The 16,544-nt window shown below is 59.7% G+C and carries 13 protein-coding genes and 1 other RNA gene; 9 read left to right on the forward strand and 5 right to left on the reverse strand.

The annotated features are described in order from the left end of the window. Nucleotides 1-22: 22 nt before the first annotated feature. A complete protein-coding gene (locus tag BLU28_RS06065; protein ID WP_004442748.1) occupies nt 23-433 on the reverse strand; it encodes a carboxymuconolactone decarboxylase family protein in 411 nt (136 codons plus the stop codon). Nucleotides 434-656: 223 nt separating this feature from the next. Here BLU28_RS06065 and BLU28_RS06070 point away from each other — a divergent pair, with 223 nt between their 5' ends. The 4 genes from BLU28_RS06070 (at nt 657) to BLU28_RS06085 (ending at nt 10,303) form a co-directional block, all read left to right on the forward strand. Continuing rightward, nucleotides 657-1,823: an efflux RND transporter periplasmic adaptor subunit gene (locus tag BLU28_RS06070; protein WP_006697783.1), complete on the forward strand. Its 1,167-nt coding sequence runs from the start codon at nt 657-659 to the stop codon at nt 1,821-1,823. Beyond that, complete coding sequence (locus BLU28_RS06075) at nt 1,820-4,969, forward strand: efflux RND transporter permease subunit (protein ID WP_077987448.1); 3,150 nt, start codon at nt 1,820-1,822, stop codon at nt 4,967-4,969. The genes BLU28_RS06070 and BLU28_RS06075 overlap by 4 nt, the downstream gene beginning before the upstream one ends. A 131-nt stretch (nt 4,970-5,100) precedes the next feature. Continuing rightward, nucleotides 5,101-6,513, forward strand: a complete 1,413-nt coding sequence (locus BLU28_RS06080; protein WP_077987449.1) for an FAD-binding oxidoreductase — start codon at nt 5,101-5,103, stop codon at nt 6,511-6,513. A gap of 91 nt (nt 6,514-6,604) precedes the next feature. After that, nucleotides 6,605-10,303 (forward strand): AsmA family protein, encoded by a 3,699-nt coding sequence (locus tag BLU28_RS06085; protein ID WP_077987451.1) that lies wholly within the window; start codon nt 6,605-6,607, stop codon nt 10,301-10,303. A 374-nt stretch (nt 10,304-10,677) separates the two neighbouring features. Here the strand turns inward: BLU28_RS06085 and BLU28_RS06090 are convergent, their stop codons facing one another. The 4 genes from BLU28_RS06090 to ssrA form a co-directional block, all read right to left on the reverse strand. Then, nucleotides 10,678-10,887 (reverse strand): ribbon-helix-helix domain-containing protein, encoded by a 210-nt coding sequence (locus BLU28_RS06090; protein WP_035209777.1) that lies wholly within the window; start codon nt 10,885-10,887, stop codon nt 10,678-10,680. 106 nt (nt 10,888-10,993) lie between these two features. Continuing rightward, complete coding sequence (locus BLU28_RS06095) at nt 10,994-11,197, reverse strand: DUF4169 family protein (protein ID WP_035209709.1); 204 nt, start codon at nt 11,195-11,197, stop codon at nt 10,994-10,996. A 38-nt stretch (nt 11,198-11,235) separates the two neighbouring features. Beyond that, on the reverse strand, nt 11,236-11,748 hold the full coding sequence (locus BLU28_RS06100) for an SspB family protein (protein WP_004442741.1): 513 nt from the start codon (nt 11,746-11,748) through the stop codon (nt 11,236-11,238). Nucleotides 11,749-11,978: 230 nt separating this feature from the next. Then, nucleotides 11,979-12,350: a transfer-messenger RNA gene (ssrA, locus tag BLU28_RS06105) on the reverse strand. Nucleotides 12,351-12,492: 142 nt separating this feature from the next. Here ssrA and BLU28_RS06110 point away from each other — a divergent pair. The 5 genes from BLU28_RS06110 (at nt 12,493) to hflC (ending at nt 16,406) form a co-directional block, all read left to right on the forward strand. Next, on the forward strand, nt 12,493-12,801 hold the full coding sequence (locus BLU28_RS06110; RefSeq protein WP_004442740.1) for a DUF2853 family protein: 309 nt from the start codon (nt 12,493-12,495) through the stop codon (nt 12,799-12,801). 99 nt (nt 12,802-12,900) lie between these two features. Further along, the gene (locus tag BLU28_RS06115; RefSeq protein WP_004442739.1) at nt 12,901-13,695 is read left to right on the forward strand and encodes a thymidylate synthase; all 795 of its coding nucleotides are present in this window, start codon (nt 12,901-12,903) and stop codon (nt 13,693-13,695) included. Further along, the gene (locus BLU28_RS06120) at nt 13,692-14,219 is read left to right on the forward strand and encodes a dihydrofolate reductase (protein WP_077987452.1); all 528 of its coding nucleotides are present in this window, start codon (nt 13,692-13,694) and stop codon (nt 14,217-14,219) included. Before BLU28_RS06115 ends, BLU28_RS06120 begins: the two co-directional genes overlap by 4 nt. A gap of 143 nt (nt 14,220-14,362) precedes the next feature. Continuing rightward, on the forward strand, nt 14,363-15,481 hold the full coding sequence (hflK, locus tag BLU28_RS06125) for an FtsH protease activity modulator HflK (RefSeq protein ID WP_004442737.1): 1,119 nt from the start codon (nt 14,363-14,365) through the stop codon (nt 15,479-15,481). A gap of 1 nt (nt 15,482) precedes the next feature. Next, nucleotides 15,483-16,406, forward strand: coding sequence for a protease modulator HflC (hflC, locus tag BLU28_RS06130; protein ID WP_004442736.1), 924 nt, complete (start codon nt 15,483-15,485; stop codon nt 16,404-16,406). The last annotated feature ends 138 nt before the right edge of the window (nt 16,407-16,544 follow it).

The following is a 16,544-nucleotide window of genomic DNA, read 5'->3' on the forward strand; positions in this document are numbered from 1 at the left end:
ATTCCAAGGCATTATTTCGGGTTCATGCCCTCTGATCGGCATCAAAAGCGGCATCGACAGGCACTTGAAGGGCCACTGCAAGCTGGTTGGTCTTGGCGGCGAGCGCGATAATCCGCATCAGATCGGCATGCTGTTCATTCGTCATGCCCTTGGCTTTCGCGGCCGCCGTATGGGAATGGGCACAATAGGAGCAGCCATTGGTGACGGACACTGCGATGTAAAGCATTTCCTTCACCAGAGGGTCGAGCGCCGAGGGTGTCGCCATCACCGCCTTGACCTCGGCCCATGTCTTTTCCAGAAGATCAGGATCAAAGGCGAGGTAAAGCCACATATTGTTGATGAAGTCCGATTTGCGGGTGGTGCGGATATCATCGAACACCGCTTTCACGCGCGGATCGGCTTCGGGATTTTGTGTTTTCGTGACGGTGCTCATGGCTTCCTCCGGCTCATTTCGTGCTGACAGACTACCGCGCTGAACAATATTTGCGATAATATAGCGTTTATGGTGTGCTCGACGAGAATCCATCACAAATTACAATTACGTAAGAAACGTATTTGTGCGTTGCCTCGTTTTAAACGACGGGGAATACTGCTGATGTCCCGAAGCCTGAGCTTCAGGGGCTTTCTTATGCTGCGATGATCAACCGGAGAACTATATGCGGGTCTGGAAACAGGTGGGTGTCAGTCTGGCCGTGGTGGGGGCAGGTCTCTGTCTCTGGGGCGTCTATTCGCCCGACGCCCGCAATATGCTCGCCAGCATCGGGCTGGTCAAAGCACCCGCTGCTTCGGTCGAAGTCGCCGCAGCCGGCGGATCGGCGGCCGGCGCGCCGACGGGACAGAATGCGGGTGGCGCACGCCGCAACAATAACGCCACACTGGTTGTGACCGCCCCTGTGAAGAAAGGCACGGTCAACGACCGGTTGAACGCCATCGGCAATGGCGAGGCGATCCAGTCCGTCGTCGTCATGCCGCAGGTTTCCGGCACGCTTTCTGAAATTCGTACATCGTCCGGTGCACGCGTCGTGAAGGGGCAGGTGCTGGCGCGGCTCGATGACGAGGAGCAGGTGATCGAACGCGACAAGGCGCAGGTGGCGCTGCGCAGCGCCGTCGAAAAATCCAATTCCTACAAGAACCTGAAATCCGTTTCGCGCCTCGACGTGCTGGATGCCCAGATTGCCGAAGAAGCCGCCAAGCTTGCGCTGAGCACCGCCGAACTCAATCTCAAGCGGCGTGATATCGTCGCGCCCATCGAAGGCGTGGCCGGTATCGTCGCCGCCAATATCGGTGACAATGTCACGACGCAGTCCACCATTGTCAGCATTGACGACCGGTCTGAAATTCTCGTCAATTTCTGGGCTCCCGAGCGTTTTGCGACTGCGATCAAGATCGGCATGCCGGTGGAGGCCACGTCGATTTCGCGCCCGGGTGAGACTTTCAAGGGGGAGATCGAGGCCGTTGACAACCGTGTCGACGAGGCGAGCCGCACCATCCGCATCCGGGCGAAGTTCGGAAATGAGAAGGATGAGCTGAGGGCGGGCATGTCATTCGGCGTCACCATGCGCTTCGCCGGGGAAACTTATGCCTCGGTTGATCCGCTGGCCGTGCAGTGGGATGCGGAAGGCTCCTATGTCTGGCGTGTGGCTGACAATAAATCTAACAAGGTGCGGGTGCAGATCGTGCAGCGCAACCCGGATGCCGTTCTCGTCAAGGCTGAACTGGCGGAAGGCGAACCTGTCGTTATTGAGGGCCTGCAGCGCGTGCGCGAAGGCGGGGCGGTGCGGGTCGGCAACCAGCCCAAGCCCGAGGAGGTTGCCAGCCAATGACGACCCAGCCGCCTTCCGGTCAGGATTCCAAGCTCGCCTTTACCGCATTGTTCGTGCGTCGGCCAATTCTGGCCGCGGTCCTTAACACGCTGCTGGTCGTTGCCGGCCTCGCCGCTCTGGTCGGCGTCGAAGTGCGCGAATTGCCCGACGTCGACCGGCCGACGATCAGCGTCAGGACCACGTATGAAGGTGCCGCGCCTGAAACGATCGATCAGGAAGTAACGCAGACCATCGAAGGTGCGGTGGCGCGTGTCAGCGGCATCAAATCCATCGCGTCCAACTCACAATTCGGCACCAGCCGCGTGACGATGGAATTCGGCGACAATGTCGACATGGCCGTTGCGGCCAATGATGTGCGCGACGCCATTGGCCGCGTCACCAACCAGTTGCCCGACGATGCCGACGAGCCGCAGATCATCAAGGCGGATTCCGACAGCCAGCCGATCATGCGTCTTGCCGTTACATCCTCCACGCTCAGCATGGAAGACCTGACCAAGCTGGTGGATGACGAGATCATCGACCGCCTGGCCGCCGTCGATGGTGTGGCGGACGTGGAACTTTACGGCGATCAGGAAAAGGTCTTTCGAGTAGACCTCAATCAGGCGGCACTCGCCAGCCGTGGTTTGACGGTGACCGACGTTTCCAATGCACTGGCAAGTGCAGCGCTCGATGTGCCTGCGGGTTCGCTGAAAAGCACGACGCAGGATATCGTCGTGCGCGCCACCGCGAGCCTGATAAAGCCCGAGGATTTTTCCAATCTTCTCATCAAGAACAATATCCGCCTCAGGGACGTGGCGACCGTCATGCTGGGGGCGGACGACGAATCCACGTCGCTGCGCTCGAACGGCGTTCAGGGCGTCGGTCTTGGCATCATCCGCCAGGCACAGTCAAACACGCTCAGTATCTCGACCGGTGTGAAAGCCGCAGTCGACGCCATGTCGGCCAATCTGCCGGAGGGCACGCGTGTCGTCGTGACCAGTGACGATGCCGTCTTCATCGAAGGCGCGCTGCACGAGGTCGAACTGGCGCTCGGGCTCTCGGCGATCATCGTCGTTGTGGTGCTTTATCTCTTCCTGCGCGACTGGCGCGCCACCCTCATTCCCGCGATCACCATGCCGGTGGCGCTGATTGGCACCATCGTCGCCATTTATATGGTCGGCTTCTCCGTCAATATCCTCACACTGCTCGCCATCGTTCTGGCGACTGGTCTCGTTGTCGATGACGCCATCGTGGTGCTGGAAAATATCGTGCGCCGCCGGGCGGAAGGCATGGGCCCCCGGGCCGCTGCCGTTCTCGGCACGCAGGAGGTGTTTTTCGCCGTCATCGCGACGACGGCGACGCTGGCTGCCGTGTTCATTCCGCTTTCTTTCCTGCCGGGTCAGCTTGGCGGCCTGTTCCGTGAATTCGGTTTTGTGCTGGCCTTCGCGGTGGGTTTGTCCTCCATCGTGGCACTGACGCTGTGCCCGATGCTTGCTTCGCGCATGCTGAAGGAGGGGCTGAAGGAGCCGACCGGCCCGCTCGCCTGGTTCGGTAATGTCTTTGCCTCCACATACAAGTCGACGCTGTCCGCCTGCCTCAACAACCCCCTCATCGTCATCGTCGTTGCGCTCATCTTTTCCGGCCTGTCATGGATCGCCTTCGGCATGATCCAGAGTGAATTGACGCCGCGCGAGGACCGCGCCTCTATCATGATGCGGGTCACCGCGCCGCAGGGCGTCAGCCTCGAATATACCCGCGACCAGTTGCAGCGGATCGAAGAAAACCTGCAGCCGCTTCGCGACAGCGGGGAAATCCGTAACATCTACTCCATCACTGGCATGAACGGCTCGTCCAATACCGGCTTCATGGTGCTGACGCTGGCGCCCTGGGCCGACCGAGATCGCACTCAGAACCAGATCGCTGCCGATGTCACCTCTGCCGCCAACAAGGTTCCGGCGTTGCGGGGCAACGCGATGCAGCCGAACAGCCTCCGCATTCGCGGCGCCGGCAACGGATTGCAGATGGCGATGGTCGGCAGCAATTATGCGGCGCTGACAGAGGCGACGCAGAAATTGCTGCTTTCCATGGAAGAAAGCGGCCTGTTTGATACGCCACGTTTCGACAACGAACCCAATCAGGCGCAGATTTCGGTCTCCATCGACCGTGAGCGCGCGTCTGATCTCGGCATCGACATCACCGGCCTCTCTCGCGCCATGCAGTCGCTGCTGGAAGGGCGCTCGATTGTCGACGTCTTCGTGGATGGCGATGCGATCCCGGTGCGGCTCCTGTCCTCCACCCGGCCGATCAATGATCCGACCGATCTTGAGAATGTCTTCCTGAAGACGGGCGACGGCAAGATCGTGCCGATGTCGGTCATCGCGTCGCTCAAGGAAAATGCGGTTGCGCCGCAGCTCAACCGCGAACAGCAGCTTCCCTCCGTCGGCTTTACCGCGAACCTCAAGGACGGCGTTTCGCTGGGCGAGGCGCTGCAAAAGGTGAACGAGCTCTCGCAATCCGTCCTGCCGCCCGGTGCACGCTTGCTGCCGCTGGGCGAGGCTGCGACACTGGAGGAGAATTCGAGCGGCATGCTGCTGACCTTCGGTTTCGCGATTGCCATCATCTTCCTCGTGCTTGCCGCGCAGTTCGAAAGCGTGTTGAGTTCGATCATCATCATGTCAACGGTGCCGCTCGGCCTTGCCTGTGCCGTCATCGCGCTGCTCGTCACCGGCTCCAGCCTCAATGTCTACAGCCAGATCGGCCTCGTGCTGCTCGTTGGCGTCATGGCGAAGAACGGTATCCTGATTGTTGAATTCGCCAACCATCTGCGCGATCAGGGTGCAACCGTGCGGGAAGCTATCGAAAAAGCCACCAGCATCCGTCTGCGTCCGGTCATGATGACGATGATCGCGACCATCCTTGGCGGCGTGCCGCTGGTTCTGGCGCAGGGAGCCGGCGCCGAGGCGCGCATCGCGCTCGGCTGGGTCATCGTCGGCGGCCTCGGCTTCGCGACGCTGGTGACGCTTTACATCACACCGGTCTCCTACCTGCTGATCGCCCGCTTCGCCAAACCGCAAGCGGATGAGGAAATCCGCCTTCACCGCGAACTGGAACTTGCCGCCCGCCGCAAGGCGCTGGAGGAAGACAAGCCGCTGCTTGCTGCGGAATAAAAACGGTTGCCGCCTTGCCGTCTGGCGCCATTGCGCGGCTGGACAAAGCGTTAACCTTATCCCATACCACCTGACGGAATTTCGTAACGGATCGAATCCTTTACGGGATGATGTTGCGGTGGAGACGGACGATGGCGTTGAAAGATGTGGTGGCGGGAAAGCGTAACGAAGAGGGCATTGCGTCTGCACTCGCCGTTTTGAAGCAGCAACTCGGCGACAGGCTCCAGACCGGACAGGCGTTTCGGGAGCAGCACGGCCACACCACCACCTATCTGACGCTCCAGGCGCCTGACTGCGTCGTTTTTGCCGAGAGTGCTGATGATGTGAAGGCCGTCGTGAAGGTCTGCTCGCAATATAAGGTGCCGGTGATTCCGTTTGGGACGGGGTCTTCGCTGGAAGGGCAGGTGAATGCGCCCAGCGGCGGAATCTGCATCGATTTCAGCCGGATGAATCGCATCATTGAGGTGAATGCCGAAGATCTTGATGTGACGGTGGAGCCGGGCGTGACGCGCGAGGACCTCAATGTCTATCTGCGCGATACCGGCCTGTTCTTCCCGATCGATCCCGGCGCCAATGCCTCGATCGGCGGCATGGCCTCGACACGCGCTTCCGGCACCAATGCCGTGCGTTACGGCACGATGAAGGACAATGTGCTCGCCGTTACCGCCGTCGTCGCCAACGGCGAGGAAATCCGCACCGCCCGCCGCGCTCGGAAGTCGTCTGCCGGCTATGACCTGACGCGGCTTTTAGTGGGGGCCGAGGGGACGCTCGGCGTCATCACTTCGGTGACGCTGCGGCTGCAGGGCATACCGGAAAAGATCGCCGGCGGCGTCTGCACATTCGACAGCATCAAGGCGGCCTGCGATGCCGTCATCATGACGATCCAGATGGGGGTTCCGGTTGCCCGTATCGAATTGCTCGATGAGGTCCAGGTCCGGGCCTGCAATGCCTATTCCGGCCTGAACTATGCGGAGAAGCCGACGCTTTTCGTGGAGTTCCACGGCACCGAGGAAACGGCGGCGCTACAATCGCAGCAGTTCGCAGAAATCGCGGCTGAATGCGGAAGCATCGACTTCCGCTGGACAAGCGATGCCGCCGAACGCAACAAGCTCTGGAAGGCGCGGCACGACGCCTATTGGGCCTCGCGGGCGCTTGCGCCCCATCTCGACGGGCTTTCCACCGATGTCTGCGTGCCGATTTCGAGGCTGGCGGATTGCGTGGTTGAAACGCAGCTGGATATCCAGGAAAACGGCTTTCTCGCACCGATCGTCGGCCATGCCGGCGACGGGAACTTTCATGTCCTTATTCTGTTCGATGGAAAAGATGCGGAAAGCGTAGCGAAAACCGAAGCCTTCGTTGCCCGTCTCAACCGCCGCGCCATCGCCATGGACGGCACCTGCACCGGCGAACACGGCATAGGACAGGGCAAGATGAGTTTCCTCGCCGAAGAGGCCGGCAATGCATTGGATGTGATGCGCGCCATCAAAATGTCGCTCGACCCGGACAACATTTTCAATCCGGGCAAGTTGTTCCGTCTTGTCTGATCGTTCTCACATTTGATTGGTACAAAAGGCTGCTTGCCGTTAAGGCAAAAAAGAATAGGTTTGCAGCGTTCGTGAAGGGAGATGCAGGTCAGTGCTCGGACGTATTCTGGTTTTTCTGGGCGGACTGCTGGCGGTGGTGCTGTTTTCGGCGCTGCTTATTCCCTATTTCGTCGACTGGACGGATTTCCGCCGTGATTTTGAGGACCAGGCGAGCCGTATTCTCGGTAAGAAGGTTGTGGTGCATGGCCGCGTCGAGGCCCGCATCCTGCCGTTCCCTTCGGTAACGTTGCATGACGTCCGGGCCGGGACGGATGCCGATGGATCGCCGCTCATCCAGGTCGCGCGTTTTTCCATGGACGCCGAGCTCGCGCCCTTCCTTTCCGGCGAGGCGCGCATCTTTGACATGCGCATCGAGGAACCCAAGGCGAAGATCAGGCTGCTGAAAGACGGCACGCTGGACTGGATGCGTGGCAGCCGCGCGGAAATTCCCGCCCGAACCGTGGTTCTGGAAAGCGTGCAGATTGAGGGTGGCCAGATCGAGTTCATCGACGAGCAATCGGGCCGCAACCGCCTGATCACCGGTCTTACCGCCGATATGTCCGCCAATTCGCTGGCCGGACCATGGAAGGCGGACGGGCGGGCTGCCGTCGACGGGCATCCAGGCTCTTTCTCCCTCTCAAGCAGCGAACCTGATTATGCCAATGGCCGCATGGGCCTTCGCGTCCGCGTCGTGCCGGATGAGCATCCCGTCGAGGTCGATCTGGATGGCGTCATCGCCGCAGCGGCGGGAAAGCCCGCCTATAGCGGTTCCTTTTCTTTCAGCTTCAGGGAAGACGAAAAGCAGAAACAGGCCGGGCAATCGCTCTTCTCCTCGCCGCGCACCCGCGGCAGTTTTGAACTGACCAATGAGAGCGTGCGTATACCGAGCTACCGCATGGAACTCGGCGGTAACGAAAATCCCTATGTCGTGACCGGAGAGGCGACGCTCGATACCGGCGCCAAGCCCGAATTCCTGCTGACGGCCGATGGCCAGCAGATCGATGTCGCACGTTTTGCGCCGCCTGTCGTGCAGACGGGCAAGACCTCGCGCCAGCCCACTGTTTCCGTGCGCCAGCGCATCGAGGCCTTTGCCGCCATGGTGGCGCGCATTCCCGTACCGCCGGTGCCGGGCAAGGCGAGCATCAGCCTTCCCGCCCTGGTTTCCGACGACACGACCATTCGTGACATCCGGCTGGATGTTCGGCCGCAGGGCAGCGGCTGGCAGGTGGTGAATGCGGTGGCGACGTTGCCAGGAAGAACCCAGCTGGAGGCCAAGGGATCGTTGACCCTGCTTGGTGGTCCGGCCTTCAACGGCAATATGCTCGTCGCGTCCAACCAGCCCTCGGGGCTGGCGAACTGGCTTTCCGGCTCCGTCGATCCGGCCATCCGGCAACTCAATGCCGCCGGCTTTTCTGCCGATGTCTCGTTGACGACGCTGAACCAGCGCTTCGACAATCTGGAGCTCGCCATCGGCGACGCGTCGCTGAAAGGCGAGCTGGAACGGCGCTCCGACGGCAAGACCTCCAATCTTTCGATCGATCTTGCGGGCAACGAAATCGACCTGGACGCGCTGAAGGCACTCGGCAGTCTGGCGCTCGGCGATCAGGTCGGAAGCTCGGTTCTCGACCACCGCATTACTGCGAAGTTCAAGGCCGACCGGTTCAACATAGCCGGGGTGACCGCCAATCATGTCGAGACCGCCTTCACGATGGCGGGCGGGGTTCTTTCGCTGGAAAATATGACGGCCGGCGATATCGCCGGTGCAGAGGTCAGGGCAAGAGGCGAATTGCAGGGCTCGTTGCTGAAATATGCGGGCAAGGGCACGGTGAACCTGCACGCGGCGGATATGCAGCCCTTCTTTACGATGCTGCAGCAGAAACTGCCTGCTCATCCCTTCCTCAGCCGCCTGGCGGCCAGCGCGCCATGGTACGCCAATTCCGACCTTGCAATGGATGTCTCGGTCAACAGCGAAAACGGCGGCGCCAATGTTGCCGTCTCCGGTACCGTTAACGGCAGCCGGCTGTCCGCCGTTGCCAAGATGCCGGATTTCCTGTCGATCACCGATGACACGGCCATGTCACTGGAAGCTGTCTTGAAAAACCAGTCGACGGCCATCCTGTTCGGCCAGGCCGGGCTTGACCCGTTGCCCTTCGACGCTGACGGCGAGGGCCTCCTGTCCGTCAAGCTCAATGGCACGCTCGGCGCGCCGGCACAGACCGATATCCGCTTCTCGACGGAACGCACACATTTTTCGGCGAACGGCTCCTTTGCCGTTTCAGCTGCCAATTTCGGTGAAGGCAGCGCCGATGTCGTTCTCGAAAGCGCTGATATCGAGCCCTATCTCATCATGAATGCCGTTGGGCTGCCGCAGCTCGGTGGGGGCATGGCGGTGAAGGCCAATGCGAAAGTTGCGGTGGATGGACAAAAAATTGCGCTTTCTTCTGTCGGCGGACAGGCAGGCGGTAATCCCTTCTCCGGCAACCTGACGTTCGAACGCGCCGCGCCCCATTCCGTCAGCGGCGATCTCTCAGTCCGGACCGCCGATCTCGCGTGGCTTGGCGACGCAATCTATGGTCCGGTGATCGATCCGGAAACCGGGGGCCTCAATGCCAAGCCGCTGGCCATGCCGGCCTTCCCGCAGCTCAAGGCGTCTCTGTCGCTCAAGGCGGAAAGCTTCGAGGCTGGACCTTTCGGCACGGTCACGGGTTTGACGGCCAAGGTAACGCATGATTCGGGCAGTCTCGCACTCGACGACATCACCGGCGGCTTCATGGGCGGCAAGATTGCAGGACGGTTTGCGATGTCCACGGGCGAGGGGGCGGGCATTTTCCGCACCAAGATCGCGGTAACCGACGCCAATCCGGAGCCGATCCTTTGGGCGAATGCGAACGGTCCGGTTGCGACCGGCCGCGTGGCCATTGATCTTACGGCAGAATCGACCGGCAAAAGCGTTGGTGAAATGCTGAAATCAGCGGGTGGCTCGGGTGAAATCCGGGCCAGCGGGCTGGTGCTGAAGGGGCTCAATCCCGGTGCCCTGCCGCCAATACTGCAGGCGGCGGATGGCTTGCAGCAGCCGATCGATGCTCCGAAAGTTCGGCCGCTGGTGGACCAGAGCCTGTGGCAGGGCGAGATCGGACTCGGCGATGTATCCCTGCCGTTCTCGGTGAATGGTGGTGCGCTGCATTTCCAGAATTTGCGGGCGGCGATCGATCCATTGACGCTGACAGCCGATGCGACGGTTGATCTTGCTGCTTTCACGGTGAATGGCGACTTCGATCTCCTGTTCAATCCCGGTACCGAAACGGTTGCCGGGGCCGAGCCGTCTTTGCGCCTGAATTACAACGGTCCGCTTGCTGCGCCAGCCCTGACGACCGACGTTTCGGCGCTCACCAACTACCTGTCCCTGCGGGCCTTCGAAAAGGAGCGGCGCAGGGTGGAGGCAATGCAGGCAAGCGTTCTTGAAAAGCAACGCCTGCGCCGCGAAGTGGCGCTTTATCGTTTCCAGGCGGCTGAGCGGCAGGCGGAAAAGGAACGGGCGGAGGCGGAAGCCAAGGCGAAGGCAGAGGAAGAAGCGCGGCTGAAGGCTGCTGCCGAAGAACGTCTGCGGCAGGAAAAAGAACAGCAGGAACGGTTGCAGCAGCAACAGCAGCAGCCCGTGCCGCAGCCGCAGTCGGCGCCGGTTCTGGTGGTGCCACCGACGGAAAATGCAATCCGGGAACTCGCCCCGGAAAATGCTCCCGCCAATCCGTAATTTTCCGAAAAGGGCTCGGCGTCGCTTTTCATCTCTGCTTCGGTTCCATGTCCGCGGTCTGGACGGGCTCCGGTCGCTACCCCGCAATCCGGACTTTCAGGTCCGAAACGGTTGAAGACACAGTGAATGAAGGGGAGAAAGCTTGGCTGTTCCCGAGAAACCATGGGTGTCCCCATAGGGGGATGTCTGGACGGGGAGGTTTCGGACAAGGGCTGGAAACAAGGCTACGCAATACGGGAATGCCTTGCAGCGCAGATTAGTCCGCGAATGTTTAATGAATACTTTCGCAGCGTTACCAGTTTTCGGCGGGAATGTTTTGTAGTCGGCGAATATAAATTGCGGGGCTGGCGTCGCCGGGTGACTCCGTCGTGAATTTATCGGGTCTTCAGCCAGTTCAGCACATAAACGCGTAGCGACGAAGACAGATTGCTGTCGGAGGGGCGGTTGTCATCGATTTCGGCCAGCAGGGCCGCGAAGCTGATCTTGCGTCTTTCCGCGATGATTTTTAACTCATCCCAAAAGGCGTCCTCAAGCGAAATACTGGTCCGGTGGCCGTGCAACGTCGTGGAATGCTTGCGGATCATCAGATCGGTCTTTGGCTGGAAATCTGAATCATGTTTTGCCGGCAAGCCCCTGTTTTACGATTCTTTTCCGATTTGCTGGCTCTGTCTGTCCCTCGGCAGGTCGGTCTCAGTCCTTCCGGGGCTCGTGAGCGTCGTTTTCGAGCCGGCCCTGGTCAAGTGCCTTTTCGGCCTTTTCATTCAGGGCTGATGTGAGATTCTTTTCGGCTTTGGTGCGTCCGAAGGACAGGCGGTTCTGCTCCGCCTGTTTTTCTTTTTCGCTGCGGGCTTTCTGCTTCCGGAACTGGCGCAGATTGACGATATCGGCGGCCATGCGGATACGTCTCCTCGGGTTTCGCGCTCAGGCAGGCGTTATTGCTTCTTGCGGAAAGCATCCAGCGAGACGACGGAGCCTTCCTTCTTTTCCTCGCCGGCCTTGGGCGTTTCGGAAGCGGAAGCCGGCTTCGCCTCGTGCGACACCGGATATGCGGTGATTTCCGCGTCTTCCGCTTCTTCCTCGTCCGCCAGGGGGACATCGAACTCAAGTTCGAAATTCACGGAAGGATCGTAGAAACCGCGGATGGCATTATAGGGAATGACGAGCTTTTCCGGTGTATCGGAGAAGGAGAGACCGATTTCGAAGCCGGTTTCGGTGACCTTCAGGTCCCAGAATTGATGCTGGATGACAATGGTCATCTGCTCGGCATATTTCGCCTTGAGGTGCTGCGAAATCCGCACACCGGGTGCACCGGTCAAGAAGGTAATGAAGAAATGGTGGTCGCCGGGCAGACGGCCGGTGGCGGCCACTTCGCCCAATACCTTACGAATAACGCCGCGAAGGGCATCCTGTGCGAGAATGTCGTAACGGATATGATCCTGCCCCATGCGGTCCTGTCTTTCCCTTATTCGAACGTCTTTTTCATGCGCGGAGCGCCTTGGGTACCAAGGACGCTGTAACACTTTGAATCTCTGCGTAATCCTTGAGCCGGGATCAATTCCGATCCGGATGGTTACGCTTTGCTCAAGTATACGCAATGTCCCGAACGGCAGCAATGGAAAAGCCGATGCTGTCCGCAAGTCAGCTATCATATAACCAATTCAGGCAAAATGGAGAAGGTGGAGGTTTCTGTTGCCAGGTACCTCCGAACCCCGCCTCACGGGGCTAACCGTGAGGGCTTTAGAGCGGAATTCCCGCACCGCCATTAGGCAGCGAGAGCGTATTCCTTAGCGTTGTTGTCGTTTGCAACTACACTTGTGACCCGATAACGGCGGTATCATGCCGAGCAAAAGTTCGATCTTTACACCCTTGTCGATCCTATTTCGCCCCCATCAAAAGCCGGCCTTTCATCTTAAAGCCGCCGGTTTTTGGTGGAGGCGCCGGGTACCGCCCCCGGGTCCAATAGGTTTATTACACCGACCGTTTATCGCCATAGCCGGGTTGCCCCGGCAAGGCTCATATAGGCGTTTCGACCGGCTGAGAAAAGGGGGGAGATGACAATTCGATGAAAAGGTTTCGTGTTTGACGCCGGCAATTTAGACAATTCTTGACGACGAGGGATTGCTGTCTCATTCTCCCTGCAACCGGTCATTAGAAGCAACACCGGGCCGGGGACACACGAAGGAGTGGACATGACTGACTATCTCGCAGATGTGAAGAAATACGATGCAGCAGCCGACGAAGCCGTTGTCGGCAAGATCGTCAAACATCTCGGCATTGCCCTGCGCAACCGGGATTCCTCGCTGGTGTCCGCGTCCGATCCGGAAGAGCTTGCACGTGTGAAGGCTAGCTGGTGCGGCAAGAAGCTCGGTGTCACCGATGACAGCGCCGACAAGGCAATCGATGCCGTTGCGAAAGCCATGGCCGCCGACCGCTCAAAATCGCGCGTGACCTTTTATTACCTGGTCGCCAAGGAACTCGGAAAGCTTCAGTCGCTCTGATTTTCCCGGAAAAACGGGGATAAGCGTTTCCCCGGTGATTGGTTCTGCCGCCCTGTGCTATTATATCTGCCTGATATCAGGGAATCGGCGGCAGAACGCATGAAACAATATCTCGATCTTCTCCGGCATGTGATGGAAACCGGCTCCGACCGCGGAGACCGCACCGGCACCGGCACGCGCTCGGTGTTCGGTTACCAGATGCGTTTCGACCTTGCAGAGGGGTTTCCGGTCCTCACCACCAAGAAGCTGCATCTGCGGTCCATTATCCATGAACTCCTGTGGTTCCTGAACGGCGATACCAATATCGCCTATCTCAAGGAAAACGGCGTTTCCATCTGGGATGAATGGGCCGATGAGAACGGCGATCTAGGCCCGGTCTATGGCGCACAGTGGCGGTCCTGGCCCGCGCCGGACGGACGCCACATCGACCAGATCGCGCTTCTGATCGAGGGCCTGAAAACCAACCCGAACTCGCGCCGTCATATTGTCTCCGCCTGGAACCCGGCGCTGGTGGACGAGATGGCGCTGCCGCCCTGCCACTGCCTGTTCCAGTTCTATGTTGCTGACGGAAAGCTCTCCTGCCAGCTTTACCAGCGTTCCGCCGATATTTTCCTCGGCGTGCCGTTCAACATCGCGTCCTATGCTCTTTTGACGCTGATGGTCGCGCAGGTGGTTGGTCTGAAACCGGGCGATTTCGTCCACACGCTCGGTGATGCGCATATCTATGCCAACCATTTCGAACAGGCGCGGCTGCAGATGACGCGCACGCCGAAGGCCTTGCCGACGATGCGCCTCAATCCTGATGTTAAGGACCTTTTCGGCTTTAAGTTCGAAGACTTTACGCTGGAAAACTACGAGGCCGATTCAAGCATCAAGGCACCGATCGCGGTATGACCGAGCCGCGTATCATCATCATCGTCGCAGTGTCCGAGAACGGCGTCATCGGCCGCGACCTCGACATGCCGTGGAAGCTTTCCACCGACCTCAAGCGCTTCAAGGCGATGACGATGGGCAAGCCGCTCATCATGGGCCGCAAGACGTTTTTATCCGTCGGCGAGCGTCCGTTGCCCGGCCGCCCGCATATCATCGTCAGTCGTAATGCCGATTACCGGCCGCAGGGTGTCGATGTCGTCTCCTCACTGGAGGAGGCCTTGAAGCTCGCCAAAAGCAAGGCTGCGGAACTGGGCGTGGATGAGGTCTTCGTGGCCGGTGGTGGAGAGATCTACCGTCAGGCCATGCCCTTCGCCGATCAACTTTCCGTCACCCACGTCGCGGTAAAGCTCGATGGCGACACTTTTTTCCCGGAGATCGATCCCGCCGTTTTTGAGAAAACCGAGGAAATCCCGGCTCCCGCTGGGGAAAAGGACAATTATCCCGTTCTGTTTACCACGTATATGCGGAGAGCCGCGGCAAAGTGAACTATTTACCCAGATTGGGTATTTAGTTACCACCTCTGCGTTGAAACGAACGCTTCTCCTTCCTATAACGGGTCGATATTCCCGCCGCACGCGAGCAATCGCTTTCGAACGGAACCGGGAGAGGCTTTTATAAAGAGGTATTGATGCCCTGGAGCAATCAGAATGGCGGCGGCGGCCCATGGGGCGGCGGCGGTGGAGGAAACAACCAGGGCGGCGGTGGCGGCCCGTGGGGGCAGGGGCCTAACCGGCCTCGCGGCGGTGGCGGCGGCAATGGCGGTCCGCCCGATCTGGAAGAGATCATCCGGCGCAGCCAGGACCGTTTCAAAAATGTGCTGCCCGGCGGTTTCAATGGCGGCGCAGTTGCCATCGTGGTTCTCGTCGTGCTGGTTTTCCTCGGCATCCAGTCCATCTACACCGTCCAGCCGGACGAGCGCGGCGTTGAGCTGCGTTTCGGCCGTCCGAAGGACGAAATCTCGATGCCCGGTCTGCATTTCCATCTGTGGCCGATCGAGACGGTTGAAATCGTCAAGGTCACCGAGCAGCAGCAGAATATCGGTTCGCGGGCCTCGTCGTCTTCGTCGAGCGGCGTGATGCTCACCGGCGACCAGAACATCGTCAACGTTCAGTTCTCGGTGCTCTATACGGTTTCCGATCCGAAATCCTATCTCTTCAACGTCGACAGCCCGGCCGAGACGCTGCAGCAGGTTTCCGAAAGCGCCATGCGCGAAGTCGTCGGCCGTCGTCCGGCGCAGGATATCTTCCGCGATAACCGTCAGGCAATTGCGGCGGATGTGCGCACCATCATCCAGTCCACCATGGACGGTTATGGCGCCGGCATTTCCATCAATGCCGTGGCCATCGAAGATGCGGCGCCGCCGCGTGAAGTGGCCGACGCGTTTGATGAAGTGCAGCGTGCCGAGCAGGACGAAGACCGCTTCGTTCAGGAAGCCAATCAATACGCCAACCAGAAGCTCGGCGCCGCTCGCGGTCAGGCCGCCCAGATCCTCGAAGAGGCGAACGCCTACAAGTCGCGCGTCGTCAACGAGGCGCAGGGTGAGGCGCAGCGCTTTGTCTCCATCTATGACCAGTATCGCACCGCGCCTGACGTGACCCGTCAGCGCATGTTCCTGGAAACGATGGAACAGGTCCTGAAGGGATCCAACAAGATCATCATCGATGAAAAACAGGGCGTGGTGCCTTATCTGCCTCTGAACGAGATCATGCGCAACAATCCGGGCGCAGCACCGCAGGGAGGCAACTGATATGGGTAACCGTCTTACAGCCGTTCTCGTCGGTCTCGCCGTCCTGCTTTTTCTCGGTTATTCGTCGATCTTCGTGGTCAACGAGCGCCAGCAGGCCATCGTCGTCCGCTTCGGTGAAATCCAGGACGTGAAAACAGCGCCGGGCCTCTATTTCAAGCTGCCCTTCGCCTTCATGGATGCTGACCGCGTGCAATATATCGAGAACCGCGCCTTGCGTTTCGACCACGATAATATCCGTGTTCAGGTTTCCGGCGGCAAGTTCTACGAGGTCGATGCCTTCGTGGTCTACCGCATTACGGATGCGCGCCGCTTCCGGCAGACGGTCTCCGGTGACCAGATGTCGGCTGAATCGCGCCTGCGCACCCGTCTCGACGCATCGCTGCGCCGGGTTTACGGTCTGCGCGGATTTGAATCGGCGCTGTCGGATGCACGTGCGTCGATGATGCAGGAAGTGCGTGACGATCTGCGTCCCGATGCGGAATCGCTCGGCATCAGCATCGTCGATGTCCGCATCCGCCGTACCGACCTGACGCAGGAAGTCTCCCAGCAGACCTTCGAACGCATGAAGTCGGAGCGTCTGGCGGAAGCCGAACTGATCCGCGCCCGTGGTAACGAAGAAGCGCAGCGCCGCCGCGCTATCGCCGACCGTCAGGTTGTGGAACTGGAATCCGACGCTCGCCGCCAGTCCGAAGTTCTGCGCGGTGAAGGCGATGCGGAGCGTAACAAGGTGTTCGGCGAGGCTTTCCAGCGTGATCCGAACTTCTTCGAGTTCTATCGCTCCATGTCGGCCTATGCCAACGCACTCAACGGCAATGGCACGACGCTGGTTCTGTCGCCGGACTCGACGTTCTTCCGTTATTTCAACAATATCGACGGTGCGGCCCCTGCCTCTCCGGCCGCGCCCGCACCTGCGCCGGCGAACTGATAGCGGATAAAATGAATTTAGAGGGGCCGGTTTTTACCGGCCCTTTCTTTTTGGTGGGGTTTCGTGCCAATGCTGTGGCTAAGGGCAAGGCGTCCCCCGCCTGTTCACGAAAAGGTATTTTTACACTTCATCATTCCG

It is taken from the genome of Agrobacterium pusense (assembly GCF_900102105.1).
GTDB classification, from domain to species: domain Bacteria; phylum Pseudomonadota; class Alphaproteobacteria; order Rhizobiales; family Rhizobiaceae; genus Agrobacterium; species Agrobacterium pusense.

Coding starts and splice junctions, on each gene's coding strand:
- BLU28_RS06065 (WP_004442748.1), bottom strand. CDS start 433: ATGAGCACCGTCACGAAAACACAAAATCCCGAAGCCGATCCGCGCGTG.
- BLU28_RS06070 (WP_006697783.1), top strand. CDS start 657: ATGCGGGTCTGGAAACAGGTGGGTGTCAGTCTGGCCGTGGTGGGGGCA.
- BLU28_RS06075 (WP_077987448.1), top strand. CDS start 1,820: ATGACGACCCAGCCGCCTTCCGGTCAGGATTCCAAGCTCGCCTTTACC.
- BLU28_RS06080 (WP_077987449.1), top strand. CDS start 5,101: ATGGCGTTGAAAGATGTGGTGGCGGGAAAGCGTAACGAAGAGGGCATT.
- BLU28_RS06090 (WP_035209777.1), bottom strand. CDS start 10,887: ATGATCCGCAAGCATTCCACGACGTTGCACGGCCACCGGACCAGTATT.
- BLU28_RS06095 (WP_035209709.1), bottom strand. CDS start 11,197: ATGGCCGCCGATATCGTCAATCTGCGCCAGTTCCGGAAGCAGAAAGCC.
- BLU28_RS06100 (WP_004442741.1), bottom strand. CDS start 11,748: ATGGGGCAGGATCATATCCGTTACGACATTCTCGCACAGGATGCCCTT.
- BLU28_RS06110 (WP_004442740.1), top strand. CDS start 12,493: ATGACTGACTATCTCGCAGATGTGAAGAAATACGATGCAGCAGCCGAC.
- BLU28_RS06115 (WP_004442739.1), top strand. CDS start 12,901: ATGAAACAATATCTCGATCTTCTCCGGCATGTGATGGAAACCGGCTCC.
- BLU28_RS06120 (WP_077987452.1), top strand. CDS start 13,692: ATGACCGAGCCGCGTATCATCATCATCGTCGCAGTGTCCGAGAACGGC.
- hflK (WP_004442737.1), top strand. CDS start 14,363: ATGCCCTGGAGCAATCAGAATGGCGGCGGCGGCCCATGGGGCGGCGGC.
- hflC (WP_004442736.1), top strand. CDS start 15,483: ATGGGTAACCGTCTTACAGCCGTTCTCGTCGGTCTCGCCGTCCTGCTT.